Source organism: Promicromonospora sp. Populi (genome assembly GCF_041081105.1).
GTDB lineage: Bacteria > Actinomycetota > Actinomycetes > Actinomycetales > Cellulomonadaceae > Promicromonospora.
Map to the genome: position 1 here is coordinate 4794488 of NZ_CP163528.1, position 23774 is coordinate 4818261.

At 71.1% G+C, this 23774-nt stretch carries 21 protein-coding genes and 1 tRNA gene; 11 read left to right on the forward strand and 11 right to left on the reverse strand.

Annotated features, from left to right (window positions below; genetic code table 11):
* Positions 1 to 2: 2 nt before the first annotated feature.
* Together aroA and AB1046_RS21735 are read right to left on the reverse strand one after the other, a co-directional pair.
* A complete protein-coding gene (aroA, locus tag AB1046_RS21730; protein WP_369371365.1) occupies positions 3 to 1316 on the reverse strand; it encodes a 3-phosphoshikimate 1-carboxyvinyltransferase in 1314 nt (437 codons plus the stop codon).
* A gap of 40 nt (positions 1317 to 1356) precedes the next feature.
* Entirely contained in the window at positions 1357 to 1827 is a 471-nt protein-coding gene (locus AB1046_RS21735) for a DoxX family membrane protein (protein WP_369371366.1), read from the reverse strand.
* A 438-nt stretch (positions 1828 to 2265) separates the two neighbouring features.
* Here AB1046_RS21735 and AB1046_RS21740 point away from each other — a divergent pair, with 438 nt between their 5' ends.
* From AB1046_RS21740 to AB1046_RS21760, 5 genes are all read left to right on the forward strand, one after another.
* The gene (locus AB1046_RS21740; protein ID WP_369375793.1) at positions 2266 to 2991 is read left to right on the forward strand and encodes a sigma-70 family RNA polymerase sigma factor; all 726 of its coding nucleotides are present in this window, start codon (positions 2266 to 2268) and stop codon (positions 2989 to 2991) included.
* A complete protein-coding gene (gene rsrA / locus AB1046_RS21745) occupies positions 2988 to 3263 on the forward strand; it encodes a mycothiol system anti-sigma-R factor (protein ID WP_369371367.1) in 276 nt (91 codons plus the stop codon). The genes AB1046_RS21740 and rsrA overlap by 4 nt, the downstream gene beginning before the upstream one ends.
* Before the next feature lie 384 nt (positions 3264 to 3647).
* On the forward strand, positions 3648 to 4514 hold the full coding sequence (locus tag AB1046_RS21750) for a DUF4097 family beta strand repeat-containing protein (protein WP_369371368.1): 867 nt from the start codon (positions 3648 to 3650) through the stop codon (positions 4512 to 4514).
* Complete coding sequence (locus tag AB1046_RS21755) at positions 4514 to 5203, forward strand: PadR family transcriptional regulator (RefSeq protein ID WP_369371369.1); 690 nt, start codon at positions 4514 to 4516, stop codon at positions 5201 to 5203. The genes AB1046_RS21750 and AB1046_RS21755 overlap by 1 nt, the downstream gene beginning before the upstream one ends.
* Positions 5203 to 6087: a hypothetical protein gene (locus AB1046_RS21760; protein ID WP_369371370.1), complete on the forward strand. Its 885-nt coding sequence runs from the start codon at positions 5203 to 5205 to the stop codon at positions 6085 to 6087. Before AB1046_RS21755 ends, AB1046_RS21760 begins: the two co-directional genes overlap by 1 nt.
* A 90-nt stretch (positions 6088 to 6177) precedes the next feature.
* Here the strand turns inward: AB1046_RS21760 and AB1046_RS21765 are convergent, their stop codons facing one another.
* On the reverse strand, positions 6178 to 6786 hold the full coding sequence (locus AB1046_RS21765) for a GDSL-type esterase/lipase family protein (protein ID WP_369371371.1): 609 nt from the start codon (positions 6784 to 6786) through the stop codon (positions 6178 to 6180).
* Between the two features lie 156 nt (positions 6787 to 6942).
* A complete protein-coding gene (locus tag AB1046_RS21770) occupies positions 6943 to 7887 on the reverse strand; it encodes an aldose 1-epimerase family protein (protein ID WP_369371372.1) in 945 nt (314 codons plus the stop codon).
* Between the two features lie 155 nt (positions 7888 to 8042).
* On the opposite strand from AB1046_RS21770, the gene AB1046_RS21775 reads away from it, so the two are divergent.
* Positions 8043 to 9038 carry an aldo/keto reductase gene (locus AB1046_RS21775; RefSeq protein WP_369371373.1) on the forward strand — a complete coding sequence of 332 codons (996 nt, stop codon included), beginning with the start codon at positions 8043 to 8045 and terminating at the stop codon, positions 9036 to 9038.
* A gap of 73 nt (positions 9039 to 9111) precedes the next feature.
* Here AB1046_RS21775 and AB1046_RS21780 read toward each other — a convergent pair whose 3' ends face one another.
* From AB1046_RS21780 to AB1046_RS21790, 3 genes are all read right to left on the reverse strand, one after another.
* The gene (locus tag AB1046_RS21780) at positions 9112 to 12933 is read right to left on the reverse strand and encodes a multifunctional oxoglutarate decarboxylase/oxoglutarate dehydrogenase thiamine pyrophosphate-binding subunit/dihydrolipoyllysine-residue succinyltransferase subunit (RefSeq protein WP_369371374.1); all 3822 of its coding nucleotides are present in this window, start codon (positions 12931 to 12933) and stop codon (positions 9112 to 9114) included.
* A gap of 403 nt (positions 12934 to 13336) precedes the next feature.
* Positions 13337 to 14503 carry a sensor histidine kinase gene (locus tag AB1046_RS21785; protein WP_369371375.1) on the reverse strand — a complete coding sequence of 389 codons (1167 nt, stop codon included), beginning with the start codon at positions 14501 to 14503 and terminating at the stop codon, positions 13337 to 13339.
* Positions 14504 to 14517: 14 nt separating this feature from the next.
* On the reverse strand, positions 14518 to 15201 hold the full coding sequence (locus tag AB1046_RS21790; protein WP_369375795.1) for a response regulator transcription factor: 684 nt from the start codon (positions 15199 to 15201) through the stop codon (positions 14518 to 14520).
* A gap of 311 nt (positions 15202 to 15512) precedes the next feature.
* Here AB1046_RS21790 and AB1046_RS21795 point away from each other — a divergent pair, with 311 nt between their 5' ends.
* The 3 genes from AB1046_RS21795 to AB1046_RS21805 all read left to right on the forward strand — a co-directional run bounded on the left by AB1046_RS21795 (position 15513) and on the right by AB1046_RS21805 (position 19001).
* Positions 15513 to 16907, forward strand: coding sequence for a hemolysin family protein (locus AB1046_RS21795; protein WP_369371376.1), 1395 nt, complete (start codon positions 15513 to 15515; stop codon positions 16905 to 16907).
* The gene (locus AB1046_RS21800) at positions 16904 to 17950 is read left to right on the forward strand and encodes a hemolysin family protein (RefSeq protein WP_369371377.1); all 1047 of its coding nucleotides are present in this window, start codon (positions 16904 to 16906) and stop codon (positions 17948 to 17950) included. Before AB1046_RS21795 ends, AB1046_RS21800 begins: the two co-directional genes overlap by 4 nt.
* Positions 17951 to 18074: 124 nt before the next feature.
* Positions 18075 to 19001 carry a M15 family metallopeptidase gene (locus AB1046_RS21805; RefSeq protein ID WP_369371378.1) on the forward strand — a complete coding sequence of 309 codons (927 nt, stop codon included), beginning with the start codon at positions 18075 to 18077 and terminating at the stop codon, positions 18999 to 19001.
* A gap of 12 nt (positions 19002 to 19013) precedes the next feature.
* On the opposite strand, the gene AB1046_RS21810 is transcribed toward AB1046_RS21805, so the two are convergent.
* The 4 genes from AB1046_RS21810 to AB1046_RS21825 all read right to left on the reverse strand — a co-directional run bounded on the left by AB1046_RS21810 (position 19014) and on the right by AB1046_RS21825 (position 21307).
* On the reverse strand, positions 19014 to 19679 hold the full coding sequence (locus AB1046_RS21810; protein WP_369371379.1) for a CYTH domain-containing protein: 666 nt from the start codon (positions 19677 to 19679) through the stop codon (positions 19014 to 19016).
* Between the two features lie 53 nt (positions 19680 to 19732).
* Positions 19733 to 20293, reverse strand: a complete 561-nt coding sequence (locus tag AB1046_RS21815) for an STM3941 family protein (protein ID WP_369371380.1) — start codon at positions 20291 to 20293, stop codon at positions 19733 to 19735.
* A gap of 43 nt (positions 20294 to 20336) precedes the next feature.
* Positions 20337 to 21119, reverse strand: coding sequence for a sulfite exporter TauE/SafE family protein (locus AB1046_RS21820; protein ID WP_369371381.1), 783 nt, complete (start codon positions 21117 to 21119; stop codon positions 20337 to 20339).
* A gap of 112 nt (positions 21120 to 21231) precedes the next feature.
* Positions 21232 to 21307: transfer RNA gene (locus tag AB1046_RS21825), tRNA-Arg, on the reverse strand.
* Between the two features lie 269 nt (positions 21308 to 21576).
* Between AB1046_RS21825 and AB1046_RS21830 the strand changes: the two genes are divergently transcribed.
* Positions 21577 to 22173 (forward strand): SigE family RNA polymerase sigma factor, encoded by a 597-nt coding sequence (locus AB1046_RS21830; RefSeq protein ID WP_369371382.1) that lies wholly within the window; start codon positions 21577 to 21579, stop codon positions 22171 to 22173.
* Positions 22170 to 23774 carry a hypothetical protein gene (locus AB1046_RS21835; RefSeq protein WP_369371383.1) on the forward strand — a complete coding sequence of 535 codons (1605 nt, stop codon included), beginning with the start codon at positions 22170 to 22172 and terminating at the stop codon, positions 23772 to 23774. The genes AB1046_RS21830 and AB1046_RS21835 overlap by 4 nt, the downstream gene beginning before the upstream one ends.

Consider the following 23774-nt stretch of genomic DNA (forward strand, 5'->3'; position numbering starts at 1 on the left):
CGTCACGCGGCGGAGCCGAGCATGCTCAGCCACATGCCGGTGAAGTCGGGCAGCGTCTTGGCGGTGGTGCCGACGTTCTCCACCAGCACGCCGGGCACCCGCAGGCCCAGCAGGGCCGCGGAGGTCGCCATGCGATGGTCGGCGTACGTGCGCACCACATCGCCCCGCAGCGGCCGCGGCGTGATGACCAGGCCGTCGCGGGTCTCCTCCGCCTGCCCTCCGAGCCGGGTGATCTCGCGGGCGAGCGCCGCCAGGCGGTCCGTCTCGTGGCCCCGCAGGTGCGCGATGCCCCGCAGCCTGGAGGGCGAGTCGGCGAGCGCCGCCAGCGCGGCGAACGTGGGCGCGAGCTCGCCACCGGCACGCAGGTCGACGTCGATCCCGTGGATCTCGCCCGTCCCGGTAACGGACAGGACGCCGTCGGCCAGGGTGTACGTACCGCCCATGCGCTCCAGCAGCTCGGGGACCATCGCCCCGGGTTGCGTCGTCAGCGTCGGCCAGCCGGGCACGCGCACCGTGCCGCCCGCCACCAGGGCGGAGGCGAGGAACGGCGCGGCGTTGGACAGGTCCGGCTCGACCCGGACGTCGCGGCCCGCGATCGGTCCCGGCGAGACGTCCCACATGCCGTCCCGGGTGTCGTCCACCACGACGCCGGCATCGCGCAGCGTCGAGACCGTCATCTCGATGTGCGGCAAGCTCGGCAGCGTGGCGCCGATGTGCCGCAGCGTGAGCCCGCGCTCGAAGCGCGGCGCGGCGAGCAGGAGCCCGGACACGAACTGCGAGGACCCGGAGGCGTCGACGTCGACGGCCCCACCCCGCACGCTGCCCCGGCCCTCCACGGTGAACGGGAGGTAGGCCGGGAGCTCGCCGGGGTCGTCGCCGTGCACCACGACGCCGAGCGTGCGCAGCGCCGCCAGGACCGGGAGCATCGGGCGGACGCGCGCCTCGGGGTCGCCGTCGAACCGCACCGGGCCATCGGCCAGGGCCGCGAATGGCGGCAGGAACCGCATCACGGTGCCGGCCAGGCCGGTGTCCACCTCGGTGCCGCCGGTGACGGGCCCGGGTGTCACGCGCAGCGTGCTCGGCTGGTCACCCTCCTCGATCCCGGCGCCCATCGCGCGCAGGGCGCCGATCATGAGGTCGGCGTCCCGGCTGCGCAGGGCTCCGCGCAGCGTGCCCGGGCCGTCCCCGAGGGCGGCGAGCACCAGGAGCCGGTTGGTCAGCGACTTGCTGCCGGGTACCTCGACCGTCGCGTCCAGCGGGGCGCCGGCGAGCGGCGCCTCCCAGGTGGGTGCGGGCGCGGTGGTGGGGGAAGTCATGTGCCGAGATTATCGTGGCGCGCGCAAAAGCGGTCGAGACTCACTCCTTGGCGGCGGCCTTCGCGTCCGCACGCGCCGCGCGGGCCTGCTGGACGCGCCACGACAGGCCGGGCCGACCCTCGTGATCCACGCCCGCGATGAGGGCGGCGCCCACGGAGGCGAGGTTGCGCAGGAACCGCTCGGTCCGCGCCGGGCGCTCCTCCTTGGGGGCCGTGAAGGGCTGGTTCACCACGACGAGCGGCAGCGTGAGCAGGGCCAGCGTGATCGCGGACGCGCGGGGCGCCTTCCCGAGCGCGAGCAGCGCGCCGGCGGTGGCGGTCGCGATGCCGTGCGCGCGGACGAGCGCCGTGACCTGCTTCTCGCTGAGTGGTTCTGCTCCGAGCGCTCGCGTGGCCAGGGCGGATCCGGTCTTGGCGGCGGTCACGTGCTCGCTCGGCTTCCGGGCAGCCTGCAGTCCGTCGTAGATGAACGATGAGGCCAGCAGGGGTCGCGCGATGTGTCGAAGCAGCATGCCTCCACCATGGCAGATCAGGACGCTCGATGCAGCAGGGTGACCGCACCGATGCTGTGCGCCGGGAATTCGGTGCCGGGGGCGAGGGTTGAACGAATCGTGGAGCGGTGTCTCGAGAAGGATCTGGTGAAGAACAGGGTGATCGACACGGTGACAAGCACGGCGACCAGCACGGCGGCAGGCGCGACGACGGGCCCCATCGGCACTCCGGTAGTGGGCGCGCTGGGCGCGCCGGTCAGGTTCGGAGCGGTCCCGGCGGACCTGCTCGGGTCCGGCATCGACGCGGGGATCCTCAACGCGAAGTCCTCGGCGGACGCTCTCTCGGCGGCACTGGCGGACACGGGCTGGCCGACGCGGCTAGGCTCGACCGTAATGACTGACACTTCGCGCGAGCAGAACCAGGGCACCGGCGGGGACGCCGTCGGCGCCGACGCCGGGGTGCGCCCCGACACGAACGCGAACGAGGGTGTAACCGGGACCGCGGCCGAGAGCGCCGCTCAGAGCTCAGGCACGAGCCCCAGCGAGCTCCGCGCCGAGATCGACGGTGACGACAAGTCCACCGAGCGCTCCCCGCAGGAGGAGGACGCCGCGGCCCGCGCCGTGCGCTTCGAGCGGGACGCCCTCCAATACCTCGACCAGCTCTACTCCGCGGCGCTGCGCATGACGCGCAACCCCGCGGACGCCGAGGACCTGGTGCAGGAGACGTTCGCCAAGGCGTTCGCCGCGTTCCACCAGTACCGGCCGGGCACCAACCTGAAGGCCTGGCTGTACCGCATCCTGACGAACACGTTCATCAACAGCTACCGCAAGAAGCAGCGCGAGCCGCAGCAGTCCCAGACCGAGGAGGTCGAGGACTGGCAGATCGCGCGGGCGGAGTCGCACACGTCGCGCGGCCTGCGCTCGGCCGAGGCCGAGGCGCTGGACCGGCTCCCGGACAGCGACGTGAAGCGGGCGCTCGCCCAGCTCCCGGAGGACCGTCGGATGGTCGTGTACTACGCCGACGTCGAGGGCTTCCCCTACAAGGAGATCGCGGAGATCATGGGGACTCCGATCGGGACGGTGATGTCCCGTCTCCACCGCGGACGCCGGCAGCTGCGTGAGCTCCTCGCCGACTATGCCGCTCAGCGAGGACTCGTCAGCCAGGCGCCCGGAGGTGCGCAGTGAACAACATCAAACCGATCCCGCACGACAGTGCGGGGGAGTCCGAGTGCGAACACGCACTGACGCACCTGTACGAGTACCTGGACTCCGAGATGACGCCGGAGGACGAGCAGCGCATGCGCGCGCACGTCGCCCACTGCTCGCCGTGCCTGGCGGAGCTGAGCGTCGAGGACCTGGTCAAGCAGCTGGTGAAGCGGTCGTGCAGCGAGCGCGCGCCGGACACGCTGCGGGTGCGTATCCGTCAGCAGCTGACAGTGCTGGCCGTCGTCGAGTGACGACGCCGGGCTGAGCGCGCGGGCATAAAAAACGAAAGAAGGGCCGGAACCCGTCTTGGAAACAAGGTGGGGTTCCGGCCCTTCTTCGTGCCCAGCTGGGCGGCTCGCGGTCCTGACGGACGCTGGAGCCGACTCAGGTGTTGGGACGCTTGCCGTGGTTCGCTGCCTTGCCGGCACGACTACGGCGCTTGCGACCGCGCTTGCTCATCTGTGTCTCCTGACAGGTGACTAACTGAATGCCTCCATGATCCCACAGTTCCCGCAGCGGTCAGGTCGTAATGGGGTTGCCTCGCCCAGAGACGCGATATATCGTGTCTGGAGTCGACGCGATATATCGCGTCCTACCACGACGGCCCGAGCCGGTCACGAGCAACGGAGGAACCCATGAGCGCAGACAGCTGGACCGTCACGGGTCCGCAGACCATCGAGCTCGACGGCGTGCAGTCCGTCGATGCCCACGTCGTCGACGGCAGGCTCGACGTCGTCGCCCACGACGAGCCCGTCGTCCGCGTGGAGGTGCACTCCGTCGAGGGCCGCTCCATCGAGGTGCGCCTGGTGGACGGTCACCTGGTGATCGAGCACGAGAGCGGCCTGTCCGGCTGGGGCTCGTTCATGAAGCGGTTCGCCGACTTCGGCGGCAAGGCGCGCGCCGACATCCACGTCGCCGTACCCGCCGGCACCACGGTTCGGCTCGGCACGGTCCGTGGCGAGGCCCTCCTCGCGGGTACGACGGCGGGCGCGTCCGCGTCCACCGTTTCCGGGTCGCTGCTGGTCTCCCGCACGGCCGGTGACCTCAAGCTGAACACCGTCTCCGGCGAGGTGACGGTCCGCGACCACGTGGGTGACGTCACGAGCAACACCGTGTCCGCCGACGTCGTGGTGAGCGGCTCCGCCGACTCCGTCACGTCGTCGTCGGTCTCCGGGGACGTGACCTTCGACCTGGCGACCCAGCCGCGGTCGGTCCGCGTCAACTCGGTGTCCGGGAACATGCTCCTGCGGGTCCCGGACGAGCGGGCGGTCGAGGTCTCGGTGCAGAGCGTCAGCGGACGCGTCACGCTGGGCGGCCTGCAGTTCACCGGTGGCGGCGGTGCCAAGGTCACCGGCGGCGAACGCTCCACGAAGCCCGGTGTCATGCACCTGAAGGTGACCGGTGTGTCCGGTGACGTGACGGTCATCGGCAGCCCGCAGGACGCCGTCGACGACGCTCCGGCCGACGCCGCCCCCGCGGACCACTCGCCCGTGGAGCTGTAATGCCACCTGTCTTCGCTCACGGGGAGCTGCGCCTGTACCTCCTGGTGCTGCTCCTGGACGGCCCCCGACACGGGTACGAGCTCATCACCGAGCTCACCCGGCGCTTCGGGGGCACCTACCGGCCCAGCGCCGGGACCATCTACCCGCGCCTGGCCCGGCTCGAGGAGGACGGTCTGGTGCGCCGCTCCGCGCCGGGCGCACCGGATGCGCCGGGTGCCCCGGGCGCAGGGCGCAAGGCCACCTACGAGCTGACCCCGGCAGGCCGGGCCGAGGTCGACGCCCGGCTGGACGACGTCAGGCGCCTGGAGCGCAGCGTCGCCGAGACGGTGCGCAGCCTGGCGGACGAGGTCCGGGCCGACATCCGCGACACGATGCGCGGCCTGCGGGCCGAGCTCGCCGCCGCGGCACAGGAGGCCCGGTCCCGGCCGCGACCAGGACCGGACACAGCGCCGGATCCGCACCGCCCGCAGTCCAACTCCTTGCGGCACGACGCCGAGGCGGTGCTGCAGCGGTTCCGGAACGACGTCCTGGCTGACCTGCGTGAGGCCGACGTCGCCGGTACGGTGTCGGCGCTGACCGTCGACACGTTGCGGACGGTTCTCGACTCGGCACGTTCCGCGATCCGCGGCACGCTCCCGAACAGCACGGCTTCTCCCCAGCATCGCGCACACCGAGCGGACCACCCATGATGCCTGACACCCCAGCCACCCCCGCCATCCCCGCCAACCCCAACAACACCCTGACGAACACCACCCCAGATGAACGGAGCACAGCGATGACCACCGAGTCCTGGAGCGTGGCCGCCCCGCAGACCATTGAGGTTGCCGGCGCCACTACCCTGATCGTCCGACTGACGAACGGCCGCGCGGAGATCGTGGCCGACCCGAACCGCACGTCCGGCGCCGTCGTCGAGGTGCTTGAGGTCTCGACCAGGCCGCTGCAGATCCTCGCCGAGCACGGCAACCTCCGGGTGGCCTACGACTTCCCCGGCCTGGAGGGCTTCGTGGACCGGTTCCGCGGCCTCAAGGACCAGGACAGCGCCGTCGTACGGATCACCGTGCCGGCCACGTCCGTGGTCGACGTCGCAACCGTCGGCGCCGAGGTCGTCGTGACCGGGTCGCAGTCGGGCGTCAACGTCAAGACCGCGGGCGGCGCGATCACCGTCACCGGAACCACCGGCTCCGTCACTACGAGGTCCGGCACGGGCGCCGTCACCATCGCCGAGCACTCCGGCGACGCGTCGGCCTCGACCGTCTCGGGTGCCGTGTCCCTCACGGGCGCCCTGGGCCGGGTCTCGGTCCAGACCGTGTCGGGCGCCGTCGGCGTCACCGCCGTCGGCACCACGCCGCTGGTCAACGCCAAGACGGTCTCGGGGGCCGCTGCGGTCCAGCTCGACGCGGGATCGCCGGTCAACCTCCGCGCGCGCAGCGTGACGGGCAAGGTAGTGATCGACGGGGCGCAGGCGACGTCCAGCGCGCAGCGCACCGTCGTCGTCGACCACGCGGAGCCGGGCGCGGCGGCGTACATCTCGACCAACACGGTCTCGGGCTCCGCCACCATCACGCGCGGCTGATCCCGACGTAGAGACAACTGTGGCCGGACCGCTGATCAGCGGTCCGGCCACAGTGCTACGTCGGCTCGCACCCTGCGCTGCACCTCCGGCTCAGGCGACCTCGTCCTGGGGCAGGCCCAACCACGCGTGCCAGCCCGTGTGCAGCACCAGCCACGCCATCAGGCCGTAGCCCGCCTGGCCCGGGTAGGTGCCGCCGCCCTGCGCGAGGTCGGCGAGCCACTGCTCGTGCTGGGCCAGCGGCGTGTAGGTGTCGACGTACGGGACGCGCCGCCGGCTGGCGACGTCCGCGAACGCGTCGGAGAGCTCGGCGATCCGGTGGCCCTCCGCGGGCTGGCCGGGCGGCGGTCCCACAACGAACGCCGCCGTCCGGTTCGCGTCCGCGACGTCGAGGATGTTCGCCAGGTTCAGGCGCGAGCGCGCGACCGTGAGCCCCGAGGCGACGTCGTGCCGCCCGAGGGCAACGACCAGCCGGTTCTCGGTCTCGGAGTCCGGGCCGAACCGCGAGGCGGTCTCCGCCTCCCAGCGGGCGCCGAGCTGCGTGCTGGTCTCCCCGGGGACGGCGAGAGTGAAGAGCATGGCGGGCCGGGAGAAGTGGGTGCGTGCGACGACGCGGCCGGTCCAGCCGAGTGCCCGGGCGTCTCCGACACCCGTGGCCAGCTCGTCACCGACTACGCAGATGCGCACCTCGCGATCCTGCAACGGACTCTCCTTGCCTGTCACGGCCTCTTTCCGGCAGCCTGGCGGACGGCCGGTTTCTCATTGTGGTGCACGGACTGTGGCCGATCCCGACAACGCGCCGACGCCGGCGGCGCCCATGTCGATGCAGTGTCATGAAAACCGCCGGCAGGGCGGACGTCAGAGCAGGGTCATGCCCCACCGGACCGCGTGGCGCTCGCCCGGCGCCAGGTGCACAAGCCGCTCGCCCGTGCGGAACGCGTCGGCGACGCAGCTCATCGGCTCGGCGGCCAGGCCCATCCGGCGTCGGTCCGGGGCGATGTGGTCGCCCGTGCAGACCTGCCAGACGTCCTGCGACTCGTCCATCCACACCGCGGCCGTGCGGCCGTCCGGGGCGCCCAGGTGGGCCCAGGAGCGGCCGTCGCCGTCCCGCACGACGTCCACGTACGCGTCGTCGAGGTCCAGGCCGGCCACGCTCCGCGGCTCGCGCAGGTCATAGCTGCCCGACGCCGGCTCGGTGCCCGTCGGGAGCAGCCGCTCGTCGGTGGTGATGCGCGTGGCCGCGTCGAGGCGGATGGTGCACGCGTCCAGGTCGGCACCGCCCGTGGAGAGCCACGGGTGGAACCCGCACCCGTAGGGCGCCGTGCTCGGCCCGACGTTGGTGACCTCGAGCGTGATCTCCAGACCGGCGTCGGACAGGGAGTAGCGCATCTGGGCCACGAGCTGGAACGGGTAGCCCGGACGGGCCACCAGCTCGAGCTCCAGGGTCACGGCGGAACCCGAGTGCTCCACCACCGACCAGCGCTCCCATGCGGCCAGCCCGTGCAGCGCGGTGTTGCGCGCGGGCTCGTTCACGGGCAGCCGGTGGGTCACGCCGGCGTACTCGTAGACGCCGTCGCCCAGCCGGTTGGGCCAGGGGATCAGGACCGCGCAGTTGTACACCGGGCTGATCTCGTCGGCGCCGAACGGGACCACCACGTCACGCCCGTCCACCGAGTACTCTCGCAGCGCCGCACCCACCTGGGTGACGGTCGCGCGGTGGCTTTCGTGGCTGATGCGGAACTGGTCCCCGGAAGGATGAGGCCTGGCCGCCGCAACGGGAGGAATTTCTGTCGTCACACTCACACCGTAACCGTAGGGCAATATTCGCCTGCGCCACGTAGCGTGAGACGGCAGATTGGGGGGTTGGTCGCACGCAGTCTCGCCGACCGACCCCGCTACGAACTGGGCCCGAAGCTGGGCCCGCGCGGGCATGTCTGCCCGCCCAGCAAGGAGGAACGATGGAACAGCAGGTACTCGGACGGACCGGTCGGCTCGTATCGGCCGTTGGACTGGGCACCTGGCAGCTCGGCGCTGACTGGGGAGAGGTCAGCGAGGCCGACGCCCACGCCGTCCTTGCGGCTTCGCTCGAGGCCGGGGTGACCTTCTTCGACACGGCCGACGTCTACGGCGACGGACGCAGCGAGCAGCTGATCGGTGCGTTCCTCAAGGCGCACCCCGACGCCGGGATCACCGTCGCCACGAAGATGGGGCGCCGGATGGACCAGGTGCCGGAGAACTACGTGCTGGAGCACTTCCGCGAGTGGACCGACCGGTCCCGGCAGAACCTCGGCGTCGACCGGCTGGACCTGGTGCAGCTGCACTGCCCGCCCACCGCCGTCTACTCGACGGACGCCGTGTACGACGCGCTCGACCAGCTGGTGTCCGACGGCGCGATCGCCGCCTATGGCGTGAGCGTCGAGACGACCGCGGAGGCCCTTGCGGCCATCGCGCGCCCGAACGTCGCGACCGTGCAGATCATCCTGAACGCGTTCCGGCTCAAGCCGCTCGACGAGGTGCTCCCCGCGGCCTCGGCGGCGGGCGTCGGCATCATCGCCCGGGTGCCGCTCGCCTCCGGCCTGCTCTCCGGCAAGTACACGAAGGAGACGGTGTTCGCGGAGAACGACCACCGCAGCTTCAACCGCGACGGCGCGGCGTTCGACGTCGGCGAGACGTTCTCCGGCGTGCCCTACGACGTCGGGCTGGAGGCGGCCGCACGATTCACCGAGCTGGCCCGCGACGTCGTCGGCGGCACCCTGACCCCCGCCCAGGCGGCCATCGCCTGGGTCTGGCAGCGGCCGGGTGTCTCGTCGGTGATCCCCGGGGCGCGCAACGTGGAGCAGGCGCGTGCCAACGCCGCGGCGGGCGACGCGGCGACGTTGGGCCCGCTGTTCATGTCGGGCGTGCGGGAGATCTACGAGGACTTGATCAAGTCCCACGTCCACGACAGGTGGTGAGCTAGTACCGGACACACGAAGGGCGGGCATCCGGATCGGATGCCCGCCCTTCGTGCTACGTCGTCCTACGCGGTCAGCCGCGCGTGAAGGCCTGCTCCAGGAGCGTCTGCTGCTGCGCCTGGTGGGCCTTCGCCGTACCGGTAGCGGTCGCCGCCGACGCCGGGCGGGAGACCACCTTGACGTACGGGAAGTCCAGCGGCAGCGCCAGGTGGATGAAGCCCCACGCGCCCTGGTTCTGCGGCTCGTCCTGCACCCAGACCACCTCGGCGTCGCCGTACTTGGCGACCTCCGCCCGGAGCTGCTCCTCCGGGAACGGGTACAGCTGCTCGAGACGGACGATCGCCACGCCGTCGTCGCCGCGCTTGGTGCGCTCGGCGAGGAGGTCGTAGTAGACGCGGCCCGTGCACAGGAGCACGCGGTTCACCTTGGCCGGGTCGGCCACCGAGTCCGCGATGACCTCCTGGAACGTGCCCGAGGTGAAGTCCTCGACCGAGGAGGCCGCGGCCTTGAGCCGCAGCAGCTGCTTCGGCGTGAACACCACCATCGGCCGGCGCGGCCGGGCGTACGCCTGACGGCGCAGCAGGTGGAAGTACGACGCCGGCGTGGACGGCTGCGCGATCGTGATGTTGTCCTCGGCACCGAGCTGCAGGAACCGCTCGATGCGGGCGGACGAGTGGTCCGGCCCCTGACCTTCGTAACCGTGCGGCAGCAGCATGACCACCGACGACGACTGGCCCCACTTCTGCTCGGCGGACGAGATGAACTCGTCGATCACCGTCTGGGCGCCGTTGACGAAGTCGCCGAACTGCGCCTCCCAGAGCACCAGGGCGTCCGGGCGCTCCACGGAGTAGCCGTACTCGAAGCCGAGGGCCGCGTACTCCGACAGCGAGGAGTCGTAGACCCAGAACTTGGCCTGGTCGCCCGACAGGTACAGCAGCGGGGTCCACTCCGCGCCGGTGTCCCGGTCGTGGAGCACCGCGTGCCGCTGCACGAACGTGCCGCGGCGGGAGTCCTGCCCGGCCAGGCGCACCGGGGTACCCTCGGCGAGCAGCGAACCGAACGCGGCGAGCTCGCCGAAGCCCCAGTCGATGCCACCTTCCTTCGCCATGAGCTGGCGCTTCTCCAGCAGCTGGGCGAGCTTCGGGTGGACGGTAAAGCCCTCGGGCGGCGTGGTGTGGGCGTCGCCGACCCGCTGCAGCGCGTCGTGCGAGATCGCCGTCTGCCAGCCCACCATGGTGCCCGCGTCCTCGCGCTGGGACTCGGGGCGCTCCAGGCCGGCCAGGTGCTCCGTCTGCGGGGCGGGCGTGAAGCCCGACTTGGTCTCGGTGAAGACCCGCTCGAGCTGCGACTGGTAGTCCTGCAGCGCGTGCTCGGCCTCCTCCACGGTGATGTCACCGCGCGCGACCAGGTTCTCGGTGTAGAGCTTGCGCACCGAGCGCTTCTTCTCGATCAGGTTGTACATGAGCGGCTGCGTCATCGAGGGGTCGTCGCCCTCGTTGTGCCCGCGGCGGCGGTAGCAGATCATGTCGATGATGACGTCCTGGCCGAACTGCTCGCGGAACGCGAAGGCAAGCTCGGCAGTGCGCACCACGGCCTCGGGGTCGTCGCCGTTCACGTGCATGACCGGGACCTGGTAGCCCTTGGCGACGTCCGTGGCGTAGGTGGTCGACCGGGACGCCGTCGGGCCGGTGGTGAAGCCCACCTGGTTGTTCACGACGACGTGGATGGTGCCGCCGGTGCGGTACCCGCGCAGCTGCGACAGGTTCAGCACCTCGGGGACCACACCCTGACCGGCGAACGCCGCGTCGCCGTGCACCAGGATCGGCAGCACGGAGAAGCCGTCGCCGCCGAGGTCGATGCGGTCCTGCTTGGCGCGGACGATGCCCTCGAGCACCGGGTCCACCGCCTCCAGGTGCGACGGGTTGGCCGCGAGGTAGACACGCGTGGTGGCGCCGGACTCGGAGGTGAACGTGCCCTCGGTGCCCAGGTGGTACTTCACGTCACCCGAGCCCTGGACGCTCTTCGGGTCGAGCTGGCCCTCGAACTCCTTGAAGATCTGGCCGTAGCTCTTGCCCGCGATGTTCGCCAGCACGTTCAGGCGGCCGCGGTGGGCCATGCCGATGCCGACCTCGTCGAGGCCGCCCTCGGCGGCGCGCGACAGGATCGCGTCGAGCAGCGGGATCAGGGACTCGCCGCCCTCCAGCGAGAACCGCTTCTGCCCGACGAACTTGGTCTGCAGGAACGTCTCGAACGCCTCGGCGGAGTTGAGGCGGCGCAGGATGCGCAGCTGGTCCTCACGCGGCGTCTTCGCGTAGCCGGCCTCCAGGCGCTCCTGAAGCCAGTTGCGCTGCCCGGGGTCCGCGATGTGCATGTACTCGATGCCGATGGTGCGGCAGTACGAGTCGCGCAGCAGACCGAGGATGTCGCGCAGCGTCGACTTCGGCTTGGGGCCGAAGCCCGCCGTCGGGAACGTACGGTCCAGGTCCCACAGCGTGAGGCCGTGGTTCTGGATGTCCAGGTCTGGGTGCTTGCGCTGGCGGTAGGCCAGCGGGTCGGTGTCCGCCATGAGGTGCCCGCGGGAGCGGTACGCCTGGATGACCTCGGCGATCTTGGCCGGCTTGGCGGCCTCGACGTCGGCGTCGACGGTGTTGTCGCGAACCCAGCGGACGGGCTCGTACGGGACGCGCAGCGCCGCGAAGACGCGGTCGTAGAAGCCGTCCAGGCCGAGGAGCTTGCCCGAGATGATCTTCAGGAACTCACCGGACTGGGCGCCCTGGATGATGCGGTGGTCGTAGGTCGACGTGATCGTCATGACCTTCGAGATGCCCATCCGGGCGAGCTGCTCCTCGGACGCACCGGCGAACTCCGCCGGGTAGTCCATGGCGCCGACGCCGATGATGGTGCCCTGGCCCTGCATCAGGCGCGGCACCGAGTGCACGGTGCCGATGCCGCCCGGGTTGGTCAGCGAGATCGTGGTGCCCTGGAAGTCGGGCACGGCGAGCTTGTTGCCGCGAGCCTTGCGGACCAGCTCCTCGTAGGCCGCCCAGAACTCGGCGAAGTCGAGCTCCTCGGCCTTCTTGATGCTCGGCACCAGGAGCTGCCGCGAGCCGTCCGGCTTGGCCAGGTCGATCGCGAGGCCGAAGCCCACGTGCGCGGGCTGGTTCACGCCCGGCTTGCCGTCGACCGGCTCGTAGTGGGCGTTCATGACCGGCATGTCGCCCAGTGCCTCGACCAGCGCGAAGCCGATGAGGTGCGTGAACGAGATCTTGCCGCCGCGGCCGCGCTTGAGGTGGTTGTTGATGACGATGCGGTTGTCGACCATCAGCTTGGCGGGCACGGCGCGCACCGAGGTGGCGGTGGGGACCTCCAGGGAGGCCTCCATGTTCGTGACCACGCGCGCGGCGGGGCCGCGCAGCTTCTGGATGTCGTCGACGGCGTCCGGGTGCGCCACCGGGCGCTCGAACGTGTCCGCGTAGTGCGTGGTGGGCGGGGTGGCGATCGGGCTGGCCGGGTTGACCTTGGGGTCGGCCGGAAGGGCCTTCTCGCGTACCGGCTGCACGGCCTCAGAGGCGGCGGTGCCGCCCGTCACGGGGGCGGCCACCTTCTGGGCGGGCGCCACCGGCGCTGCAGCGGCCGCTGGGGCCGCGCTAGCCGAGGCCGCGGGAGCCGCGGGAGCGGCCGGCGCCGCGGCGGCCGGTACCGGCGCGGCCGGTGCTGACGGGGGCGAAGTCGCAGCGGTCGCAGCTGCGCCGTCCTTGGGGGAACCGTTCTCGCTCGGGGTGTAGTCGGCGAAGAAGTCCCACCACGCGGGGTCCACCGCGTTCTTGTCCTTCAGATACTGCTGGTAGAGCTCGTCCACAAGCCATTCGTTGGCTCCGAATGACGAGCTCGCCACGCTGATCGACTCTGAACCAGCCTTAGCTGACACTCGCGGATCGCCCACCTTCAACACAGTCGCGTTCGTCGCGCACCAGCAGGTCGCGGCGCGCTAAGCCCGAATGTTTTCGGACCCTCCAAGGGTAGGCCCTTCGCGCTCGTCAGTGGGTGTCTTCACACATGCGCTGCGGCGCGTCCTGGCGCCAAGGAAGCCCCAAGGAAGTTGGTTCGTCATGTTTCTCGCACCCAGAGCAAACCACGGGCAACGTTGGGCCTTGAAGTCCCCAACATGACGTTACGGGGCTTGGTCTTCGGGCAGACATTCTTTGGCTCGTGTGACGGAAATCACGGAACCCGTCTCACTCGTCGGCCGCTCGCGGCCCTAGGCTTCTCCGTTTCTCACCGCGTTCTCACCGGGCCGGTCACATCGTGTGCGTCGTCGAGACCCCCGGCGCCGGGTGGGCCCGGGCCGGGAGGGTGACCCGCATCGTCGCGCCCCGCTCGGAGTCGACCACCTGGACGTGCCCGCCGTGCAGCTCGACCGCCCAGCGGACGATCGCGAGCCCGATCCCGGTCCCGCCGCTCGACCCGACGGTGCCGCCCGCAGTGCCGCTCGCGGCCTCCGTGAAGGTGTCGCTCGACTTGCCGGCCCGCCCCCTGCTGTCTGGGGCTCGCTCTCCCGTCGGGCCCGTGCCGCGGACGAACCGCTGGAAGATCCGCTCACGGTCCGCGGCGGCGATCCCGGGTCCCTCGTCGCTGACCTCGAGCACGACGTCGGCCCCCTCCGTGCCGTCCACGGGGTACGCGTCCAGCCGGACGACGCCGCCCGGCGGCGAGTGCCGGATCGCGTTCTGCAGCAGGTTGATGACCACCTGGTGCAGGCGTTCGGCGTCGCCCTCGATGGCCAGGTCCTCGGGCGTCACGTCGACGACGTAGCGCAGGTCCTTCGCGGCGTCGACCATCGACAGGTCCTCGGCGCAGTCCTCGAGGAAGTCGCCCACGGCGATCGTCCCGACGTTCAGCGCCGAGGCGCCCGCCTCGATCCGCGAGAGGTCCAGCAGATAAGTCACCAGCCGGGTCAGTCGTTCGGTCTGTGCGTGCGCCTGCTCCAGCGCGGCCGGGGTGGGCTGCACGACGCCGTCCACCATGTTCTCCAGCTGAGCCTGGAGCGCCGCGATGGGCGTACGCAGCTCGTGCGACACGTTCGCGATCAGGTCGCGGCGGGTCTGCTCCACCGAGGCCAGGTCCTCGGCCATCCGGTTGAACGCGTGCGCGAGCTGACCCACCTCGTCGCTGCTCGTCGCGCGCACGCGGCGCGTGTAGTCGCCGTCGGCCATGGCCTGGACCGCCTCGGTGATCTCCCGCAGCGGGGACGTCATGCCGCGGGCCAGGACCTGCGTGACCAGCAGCGACAGGATGATCGCCAGGGGGAACGTGCGGCTCGGGCCGAGCGAGGCCTGGAGGCCGAGCCACGTGATGAGCACAGCTGCCGTCACGGTGGCCGCGACCAGCACACCGAGCTTGATCTTCAGGGAGCGCAGCGGATCGAGCGGCCGCACGTCGGGGACGCGGGGCACGTGCGGTCTCATCTTCTAGGCCGGCGCTACTGGTTGGCGGGCGGCTCGAACGCGTACCCGACGCCGTGCACCGTGCGGATCAGGTCCGGCCCGAGCTTGCGGCGCAGCGCCTTGATGTGGGAGTCCACGGTGCGCGTACCGCTGGCGTCCGCCCAGTCCCAGACCTCGGCGAGCAGGCGCTCGCGGGTGAGCACGGTCTTGGGGGAGCCGGCGAGCATGACGAGCAGCTCGAACTCCGTGGGGGTCAGGTGGACCTCGTCGCCCCCGCGGTAGACACGGCGCTGCGCGCGGTCCACCGTGACGTCGCCCATGGTCATGGGCGGGTCGGCGGGGGTGGTCGCGGCGGCCTGCGCCGCGCGGTCAACGCGCCGCAGGAGCGCCTTGATGCGGGCCACGAGCTCGCGCATCGAGAACGGCTTGGTCATGTAGTCGTCCGCGCCGACGCCCAGACCGACGAGCATGTCGGTCTCGTCGTCACGCGCGGTGAGCATGAGGATCGGGGTGGGGTGCTCGGCCTGGATGCGCCGCGTGACCTCGAGCCCGTCGATGCCGGGCAGCATCACGTCGAGCACTACGACGTCGGGGCGCAGGCGTGAGGCGGCGTCGACGCCGGACAGGCCGTCGCGCGCTACCTCTACGCGCCAGCCCTCGGCGGACAGCCGCTGGGCGATCGCCGTGGCGATCGTTGGCTCGTCCTCCACCACGAGCACGGTCGCGCTCTGCTGACCGGTCGAGGCTGCGGCCGATGCCGGCCCGGGCTGTTGCGAAGCCCCAGACGGCTGGGGAATGACAGATGACATAGGTCAATCATGCCTGCACCTACCTGATAAGACCCTGACAAGGCACTGAGTGTCGTCCCAGAGAGCGCTCTGCGCCTTGCTCGGCGAACTCTTCGGGCTACGATCTTCAGCACGATGATCGCGCGATATCCAGACCGAAAACGCACGCACGAACGCACCCCCCACAGTGCCTTCCGGAACCCCGGCGCCTTCCGGAGCCGCAGCGCCCTCCGGAGCGCACGATGACCGGCGAATGGATCATGGTCGCCGTCGGCGTTCTCCTCACAGCAGGCACTGCTGTCTTCGTGGCCGGGGAGTTCGCCCTCGTCACCATCGACCCCGCCGTGATCGGCGACTCCGACGACCCGGAGGGCGACAGACCCGGCCGGACCAGGTCTGGCCCCCGGTCCACGCCGGCCCACGCGGCTCTCGGCCAGGGCATGCGAGACCGCAGCGTGCGTACCGCGCTGCGGCACCTCTCCACGGAGCTGAGCTCCGCCCAGGTCGGCATCACGCTCACCACGATCCTGCTGGGCTACACGGCCCAGCCCGCACTGAACTCCCTGCTGTCGGCGTGGTTCGGTGCGGCCTCCGTGCCCACCGCCGTCTCCGCCGGGGCCGCGGCCGTCGTGGCCGTCCTGCTGGTGAACGTCTTCTCCATGGTGTGCGGTGAGCTGATCCCCAAGAACTTCGCACTCTCCGCCCCGCTGGCCACCGCGCGCGTAGTGGTGCCGGTGCAGCGGGTGTTCACCATCACGTTCAAGCCGCTGATCGCGGTGCTCAACGGCTCGGCCAACGCGCTGCTGCGCCGGCTGGGCGTCGAGCCGCGGGAGGAGCTGTCCGGCGCGCGGTCCGCGTCCGAGCTGGCCTCGCTGGTGCGCCGCTCGGCCGAGGAGGGCACGCTGGAGGAGTCGACGGCGACCCTGCTGACCAACTCGATCGAGCTGGACACGCTCAGCGCGCGCGACGTCATGACCGACCGCCTGCGTATGTCCGTGGTCGACCGGGACGGCACGGCGGAGGACGTCGTCGCGCTCGCCCGGCGCACCGGCCACTCGCGGTTCCCCGTGATCGGGGAGGACCGCGACGACATAGTGGGCCTGGTGCACCTGCGCCGCGCCGTCGGCGTGCCGCACGACCGCCGCGGCGAGGTGCCCGCGGCCGCCCTCATGGTGGACGCCCCCCGCGTCCCCGAGACGGTGCGCCTCGGTCAGCTGCTCGTCGAGCTGCGCGGTTTCGGCCTGCAGATGGCGGTGGTCGTCGACGAGTACGGCGGCACCTCCGGCGTCGTGACGCTGGAGGACGTCGTCGAGGAGCTGGTGGGCGACGTCGCGGACGAGCACGACCCCCGGCGCGCGGGCGCCGCCCGGGCCGCCGACGGCTCATGGATAGTGCCGGGCGTGCTGCGCCCCGACGAGCTCGACGAGTACACCGGGATCGACGTGCCAGAGGGCGCCGCGTACGAGACGCTCGGCGGCCTCGTCATGGCCGAGCTGGGCCGCGTGCCCGCCGTCGGCGACGAGGTGGCGGTCGAGCACCTGGGCAAGAGGGTGACCCTGCGGGTCGAGGCGATGGACGGACGCCGCGTCGAGCGGATCCGGGTCCGGTCGCTGCCCAGGACGGAGGTGGCCCGATGAGCACGACCACCGCACTCGTCATCGGCCTCGTGCTGCTCGCGGGCAACGCGTTCTTCGTCGGCGCGGAGTTCGCGGTGATCTCGGCGCGCCGCAGCGCCATCGAACCGCTCGCGGCTGCGGGCGACCGACGCGCCATCACCGTCCTGTGGGCCATGGAGCACGTGTCGCTCATGCTGGCCTGCGCGCAGCTCGGCGTCACCGTCTGCTCCACCGGCCTGGGCATCGTTGCGGAGCCGGCGCTCGCGAGCCTGCTGGAGGGACCGCTGCACAGCGTCGGGGTCAGCGAGGAGTTCATCCACCCGATAGCGCTGGTCGTCGCGCTGTCGCTGGTCGTGTACCTGCACGTGGTGCTCGGCGAGATGGTGCCGAAGAACCTCGCCGTGTCCGGTCCGGACCGGGCGGTCATGTGGTTCGGACCGCCGCTGGTGTTCCTCGGCCGCGTGCTGCGCCCGGTCATCGTCGGCCTGAACTGGGTTGCGAACCACGCGGTACGGCTCGCGGGCGTGGAGCCCAAGGACGAGGTCGCCTCGGCGTTCACCGCCGAGGAGGTGCAGTCCATCGTCGAGCACTCCCAGGCCGAGGGGGTGCTGCGCGACGAGCAGGGCCTCCTGACGGGGGCCATCGAGTTCTCCAACCGCACGGCGGGCGACGTCATGGTGCCCGTCAGCGGCCTGGTCACCGTCGACGAGAACAGCACACCCGACGACGTCGAACGGCTCGTCTCCAGGCACGGCTTCAGCCGGTTCCCGGTGATGACCCGGCGGCCCGACGGCGACGAGCTGGTCGGCTACCTGCACCTCAAGGACGTCCTGTACGCGACGGGAGCGGCCAGGTTCGAGCCGGTCGCCGTCTGGCGAGTGCGCGCGCTGGCCGCCGTCGCGCCGGGCGACGAGGTCGAGGACGCCCTGCGGGTCATGCAGCGTTCGGGCTCGCACCTCGCGCGGGTCGAGGGCGCCGGCGGCGAGCTCCTCGGCGTCGTGTTCCTGGAGGACATCCTCGAGGAGCTGGTGGGCGAGGTTCGCGATGCCATGCAAAGACGCTGATGGGGCAGTTATTTACCGGGCGCTGGTAATCCGCTGACTTGGCTTGGCATGCCCGCTGAGCCCCGTTAGTGTCATGCGAAAGTCAGACCGCGAGGGGCCGCGGACATCGGACAACGGAGGCGCAGTGGAGTCCACGGCAGTGACGGGAATGCAGCCCGTCCTCATGACTCGCCGCGCGCGGCGTGAGGCGGAGCAGCAGGGCACCAGGGCCACTCGCACGGGGCGCAACCAGGCGGTACGTGCTGCGGCGGTACGTGCTCAGGCGGCGCGGAGCACGACGTCGTTCGACCGGCAGGTCACGGGGGTCGTCCCCCGCACCACCAGGCCGACGTCCTCGGTGCCCGCGGGGCAGCGCTTCATCTCCCGCGCGACAGTGATCGGCACGCTGGCCGCCGCGACCATCGCCGCGCCGCTCGTGCAGGCCGCCGGTCAGCCTGGCGAGTCCCCGTTCGACGTCGAGGCGCCGCCTACCGGGCCGACCGTGCTGGACATCGTGACCCAGCCCGTGGAGCGACCCGAGGCCTCCGGGTCGGTGCTCCGGGCCGAGGCGATCACCCGCCCCGAGTCCGCCGCCAGCCGCTCGCTGGACCGCAGCCCCCTGCCGGACTGCGACATCGACGCGCCGGTCGAAGGGACCAACGGCGCGCTGACGAACCACTCGCTGTGCGAGCTGTGGCAGGCAGGGGAGTACCTGCGGCCCGACGCCGCGATGTCGCTCAGCGCGCTCAACGAGGCGTTCCGCGCGTCGTTCGGCCGGGAGATGTGCCTCGTGGCGAGCTACCGGGACCTGGACACGCAGTACGCGCTCAAGGAGTCCCGCGGCTGGTACGCGGCCTCCCCGGGCACGTCGATGCACGGCTGGGGCCTCGCGATCGACCTCTGCACCAAGGAGACCGGGGACAGCGACGTCTACTCGTGGCTCTGGGCGAACGCGCCGTCCTACGGCTGGCAGAACCCAGCCTGGGCGCAGCTCGGCGGCGCTGGCGCGTACGAGCCGTGGCACTGGGAGTTCGTGTCCGGCGTCGTCGAGAAGGGCGAGTGGACCGGATAGCGTCCGGTCTGTTTACAGGCTCAGGTGGGTGTTCGGCCCGAAGTCCTGGCGGAACATCGGCCCGACGCTCGCGAGCTCGGCCGCGAACGCCGGAGCCCAGCCGCTGTAGGGCTCCATGGAGAGCGACTCGTTGGAGAACCTGCGGTCGTCGGTGATCTCCGTGACGCAGAAGTCCGGGATCTGCAGGCTGGTGACCGGGCCGGAGCGTTCGCACTCGGCCACCACCAGCGGGTGGTTGGCGCCGCCGAACACGTCGACCGACCAGCCGTCCGCCCCTAGCCACACCGCGTACCGGATCTTCACGATGGGCGCCCCGCCGCGGCGGACCAGCTCGACGCCGACCCGCGGGTCCAGCTGGCGCTCCGCCTCGTAACGCGTGCCGCCGACCGCCGGCCCCTTCACCGTGACGGCGGCGAAGTCGATGTCCGCGACGTGCGCCCGCAGGAGCTCTGCCGGATCGGTGTTGATGCTCAGGTCGGCATCGACCTCGCCGGCCTGGACGCGCACCCGGAGGGCGTAGCCGTCGTCGGCCAGGAAGTAGGACTGGACGATCAAGGCTGGCGCGTCCCGGAGCTCGGCAGGCAGCTCGCGCACGAAGAACCGGCGTTCGAACTCGAAGTCGGCGTACCCGCGGTCGGCATCGGCCGCGGTGAACTCGTCGAAGCGATCATCACTCATGGGGTCCCCAGGTGCCTGTCGTCGGCTGATCCCGGTAGTTTACCCAGGCGGTGTCAAGGAGCGGCTTGCGCTACGGCGGGGGTCTGCGGGGTGAAGCGCTCGAACGCCACCTCGAGGTCGGCCATCGAGCACTTGATGCTGCCGGGCTTGAGCACGACGGGCGTGCCGACCAGACGGGTGTTGGCCGCGGCGACCACACGGCGCAGGATGGTCCGCTGACGCCGGACTACGGCCCGCGGGTCAGCGACGTCCACGGCCAGCACCCGCCGTCCGACCAGGTTCGCGGTCCGGGAACCGGTGACCTCGGACCACGCGACCTGCTCGACGCCGACATTCGGCAGCCAGTCGGTGAGGCCGTCGCCGTCGAGCGTCAGCGCGGGCCAGGCCGGGAGCAGCAGGCGGCGCAGCACGATCAGGGCCAGGCCGGTGAAGACCAGGGCCCCCGCCGCACCCGCTGAGACGGCGAACAGGGCGGCCGGCGAGCCGGTGGTCTGGGCGACGTCGAAGCCGAGGCGGGTGGCGATCACGCAGAGCAGCACCAGCGCGAGAGCGCCGAGCGCAAGGATGAGGACGTGCGCACGGGACGGGTAGAAGTCCACGGACTCGTCGGGCATACCCGGGACCCTAGCGGCACATGGGGTGCGCCGGAAGCCCAGCTCAGGCCAGCAGGAGCCGGGCTCCCGCAAGCGCCGTCGCGATCAGCACGGCCGTGCTGAACGCCGGGCCCGAGAGCCGGTGCGCCACGAGGCGGCCGAGCAGCAGCCCGGCGACCAGGCCCGGGAACAGGACGAGCGAGACGTGCAGCGAGTCGGCGGAGACGAGGCCCAGGCTCGCGCTGAACGGCAGCTTCGCGAGGTTCACCGTGAGGAAGAACAGGGCGACCGTGCCGAGCAGGCCGGCGCGTGAGACGCCGGCTCGCAGCAGGTAGAGGCTCATCGGCGGGCCGCCCGCGTTCGCGATCATCGTGGAGACGCCCGCGGTGGCGCCGAGCGCGGTACGGGCGATGCGGTCGCGCAGGCGGGTGGGCGGGGGTGCGGCGTCGGCGTCGGGCAGCGCCGCCCGGCGCGCGGCGAGCTGCCGCACCAGGTCGCCGAGCCCGGCCAGGAGGAGCAGCGCCCCGACGATCCGGGCGCTGACGTCCGGGGGCGCCCAGCGCAGGGCGGCGAAGCCGATCAGGAGCCCGAGGGCGACGCTGGGCAGCAGAGCACGCAGGACGCGCCAGCGCACGGCGCGGCCGTAGGTGCTGACGGCGACGAGGTCACCGACGATGAGCAGGGGCAGGGCGACGCCCGCGGCCGGGACGGGCGGAAGCACCGATGCGATGACGGCCGCGCCGAGTGCCCCCAGGGGAGGCAGGCCGGTCTTGGCCAGGCCCATGAGGAGCGCGGCGATCGTGCCGCCGATGATGACGGGGACCGTGAGGGCGAGCGAGGTGTCCATGACGATGGGGACTCTACGGCGACGGGGAGATTGGCGGGGAGCTGCCTCCGGCGCCGGACAGCGAAAAGGGCCCCTAGACCAGCGTTGCGGCTGGTGAGGGGCCCTTTCCGGGTGGTGCGCCTGAAGGGACTCGAACCCCCGACCTTCTGCTCCGGAGGCAGACGCTCTATCCACTGAGCTACAGGCGCGTGGCCGAATCCAGAGAGCTTGAACTCACCGCATCGGCCGCTATGAGACTACCAGGTGACGCGCCAGGGGCGTGCATCGATTCCTGTGACGAGCATCGTGCCCGACGGCGACCGCCACCGGCTCGGCGATCGAATTCGTCGACAATGCCAGACACTTCACTGGCAACCTTCCTTCGGTCGTGTGCGTCTGTGTGCCATGAATCTGCGAAGAGCCCGACCCTTGCGGCGTACCGACGTGTACGCGGCCGACGAAGAACGAGGTGGTGGACGTGGTGAGTGACGACGCGGCGATCCTTGACGATCCCCGGGCAAAGGTGGTGACCACGGGCACCCAGGCCGAGCGGTTCACGGCGTTCGCCAGGGACCGCTCGCCCGAGCTGTCCCGCATCGCCTATCTGCTGTGCGGCGACGTGCATCGGGCCGCCGACCTGGTGCAGCTTGCGCTGGAGAGGACGTACCGGGCCTGGAACAGGGTGGGCGACGGTGAACCGTTCGCTTACGCCCGCAAGGTGATCGCCACCGCCCGGATCGACAGCTGGCGCCGGACCAAGCACGACGTCCTGGTGGCCCCGACCGATCTTCGCCCCGGTTCCGCGTCGGACGGCACCCAGCACGTCGTCGACCGCGACGAGCTGGTGCGGGCGCTACGGCAGCTTCCCGCAGCACAACGGCGGATCGTCGTCCTGCGGTACCTGCTGGATCGCACGGAGAAGCAGACGGCCGAGGACCTGGGGATTTCCCGGGGGTCCGTGAAGTCGGGTGCATCGCGCGGCCTCGATCGGCTGCGCGAGATCCTCGGCGACCGGCATTCAGGACCACTGGCGGCAACAGACGACGCGATCTCACGGAAGGAGGCACAGCGATGAAGGAGCAGAGCGACAACCTGGTGAAGCTGATCCACGACGCCGCGGGTCAGGTCGGACCCCTGGATGGGATCGATGGCGACGCGATGGCACGGCGGGCTATCCGCCACGAGCGCACACGTCGAGGTGTGATCGGGGGCACCGTGGCCATCGTGCTGGGGGCATTGGTCACGGTAGGGACGGCTTGGTTCGTCGAGCGACCGGCGCTTCCGGCGCTGCTGCCGTGGGTCCAGTCGTCCCAGGTCCACTCGGACGGCCTGGTCTTCGAGGTGCCGGACGGCTACGAGGAGTTCAGCCCCACGGGGGACCCGATGTGGGGGCTCGACCCGTTCATCCCGGACGAGCAGGAGATGGAGCAGCTCCCTTATGCGGAATCGTGGGTGGCCGCGGCGCCCGCGGAGGACACGCCGCTTTCCGGAGAGCTGGTCGGGAACCCGGTGACCGAGGTCGATGTTCCCGGGGCCGTGGCCGCACGCTGGTCCACCTACTCCGCGGATGACGTCTCCGTGCCGGGCTTCTGGGAGCGCAACGAGGGAGACGGCGACTTCGTGGGCGAGCTGGACGTCGAGCTCACCTCTGGAGCGGTGGTTCGCCTCACCATGAGCCTGACGGATGACGACGCACCGCAAGACACCTTCGAGCGGCTTGTTCGTACGGTGAGCGTGGACGGGGACTTCGCCGGGCCGGACGTCTCGGGGAGGACCGTCCAGGAGGACCTGCCGCTCCTCGAGTCCGCGGACACACCCGAGACCTGGGAGCAGACCGAGTTCCACGGGCTGCGGTATGCGGCACCCGAAGACTGGGAGGCGATCGACGGGCAGGATGCGGAGAACCCGGGTGACACGCTGCTCCTGCGCCGGCCGGACGGCAACGCGGAGCTGCAGCTCGCCGTGACGGACAGGCTGGAGAACTACGAGTCGGGCGGCGAGCTCGACCTCCCGGACTTCTATCGCTTCGACCTGGCGGGCGCCGACGTGTCGACGGTACTGGTCGAGCGGTTCGACGGCGAGTACCGGGCCTACATCGAGGTGCGTCGCGCTGGCGGCCTGAGCTACACGGTGAACCTCTCCGGTTACCCCGGTGCCGGGGACCTCGACGACCATCTCGCGGAGACCCTCGGCAGCCTCGGCTTCACCGGGGCGTCGACGGACGGAGCCTCTGCCTACGAAGACCTGGATCCTGCGGACCCGTTGCTGCAGGACCCGCCGTCGGGCTGGGCACCGGTCACGTTCGAGGGCCTCGGCCTGACCCTGCCGCCGGAGCTGAGGAGCGACGAAGGGACGTGGGGTATCTGGACCAGCGACTCCGCAGACTCCTGGGAGTCCCTGTCGATCTCCCCCTGGGACATGGAAGCGTACGACCAGCCCCTTGGCCTCGATGAGAACGGGTACCGGTACGAGCCGCCGGGTACGGCGCGCGGGGTCGTGACGGTCGGGACCGACACCGAGACCGGCGAGGCGACCTTCCTTGGCCGCGCCACGTTCTACCTGACGGCCGACGGGCGCAAGGCGTTCGACGTCCGGTACGAGGGCTCGGGAGCGACCGAGGAAAGGTGGTGGCAGATCCTCGCGTCGCTGGACGCAGCCGGGCTGACCTCGTCCTGA

Bases quoted from the DNA above. Each gene is read 5' to 3' on its own strand.
- AB1046_RS21820 (WP_369371381.1), bottom strand. From the start codon at position 21,119: ATGGACACCTCGCTCGCCCTCACGGTCCCCGTCATCATCGGCGGCACG.
- AB1046_RS21815 (WP_369371380.1), bottom strand. From the start codon at position 20,293: ATGCCCGACGAGTCCGTGGACTTCTACCCGTCCCGTGCGCACGTCCTC.
- AB1046_RS21760 (WP_369371370.1), top strand. From the start codon at position 5,203: ATGCCTGACACCCCAGCCACCCCCGCCATCCCCGCCAACCCCAACAAC.
- AB1046_RS21750 (WP_369371368.1), top strand. From the start codon at position 3,648: ATGAGCGCAGACAGCTGGACCGTCACGGGTCCGCAGACCATCGAGCTC.
- AB1046_RS21775 (WP_369371373.1), top strand. From the start codon at position 8,043: ATGGAACAGCAGGTACTCGGACGGACCGGTCGGCTCGTATCGGCCGTT.
- aroA (WP_369371365.1), bottom strand. From the start codon at position 1,316: ATGACTTCCCCCACCACCGCGCCCGCACCCACCTGGGAGGCGCCGCTC.
- AB1046_RS21800 (WP_369371377.1), top strand. From the start codon at position 16,904: ATGAGCACGACCACCGCACTCGTCATCGGCCTCGTGCTGCTCGCGGGC.
- AB1046_RS21735 (WP_369371366.1), bottom strand. From the start codon at position 1,827: ATGCTGCTTCGACACATCGCGCGACCCCTGCTGGCCTCATCGTTCATC.
- AB1046_RS21795 (WP_369371376.1), top strand. From the start codon at position 15,513: ATGACCGGCGAATGGATCATGGTCGCCGTCGGCGTTCTCCTCACAGCA.
- AB1046_RS21755 (WP_369371369.1), top strand. From the start codon at position 4,514: ATGCCACCTGTCTTCGCTCACGGGGAGCTGCGCCTGTACCTCCTGGTG.
- AB1046_RS21810 (WP_369371379.1), bottom strand. From the start codon at position 19,679: ATGAGTGATGATCGCTTCGACGAGTTCACCGCGGCCGATGCCGACCGC.
- AB1046_RS21785 (WP_369371375.1), bottom strand. From the start codon at position 14,503: ATGAGACCGCACGTGCCCCGCGTCCCCGACGTGCGGCCGCTCGATCCG.
- AB1046_RS21835 (WP_369371383.1), top strand. From the start codon at position 22,170: ATGAAGGAGCAGAGCGACAACCTGGTGAAGCTGATCCACGACGCCGCG.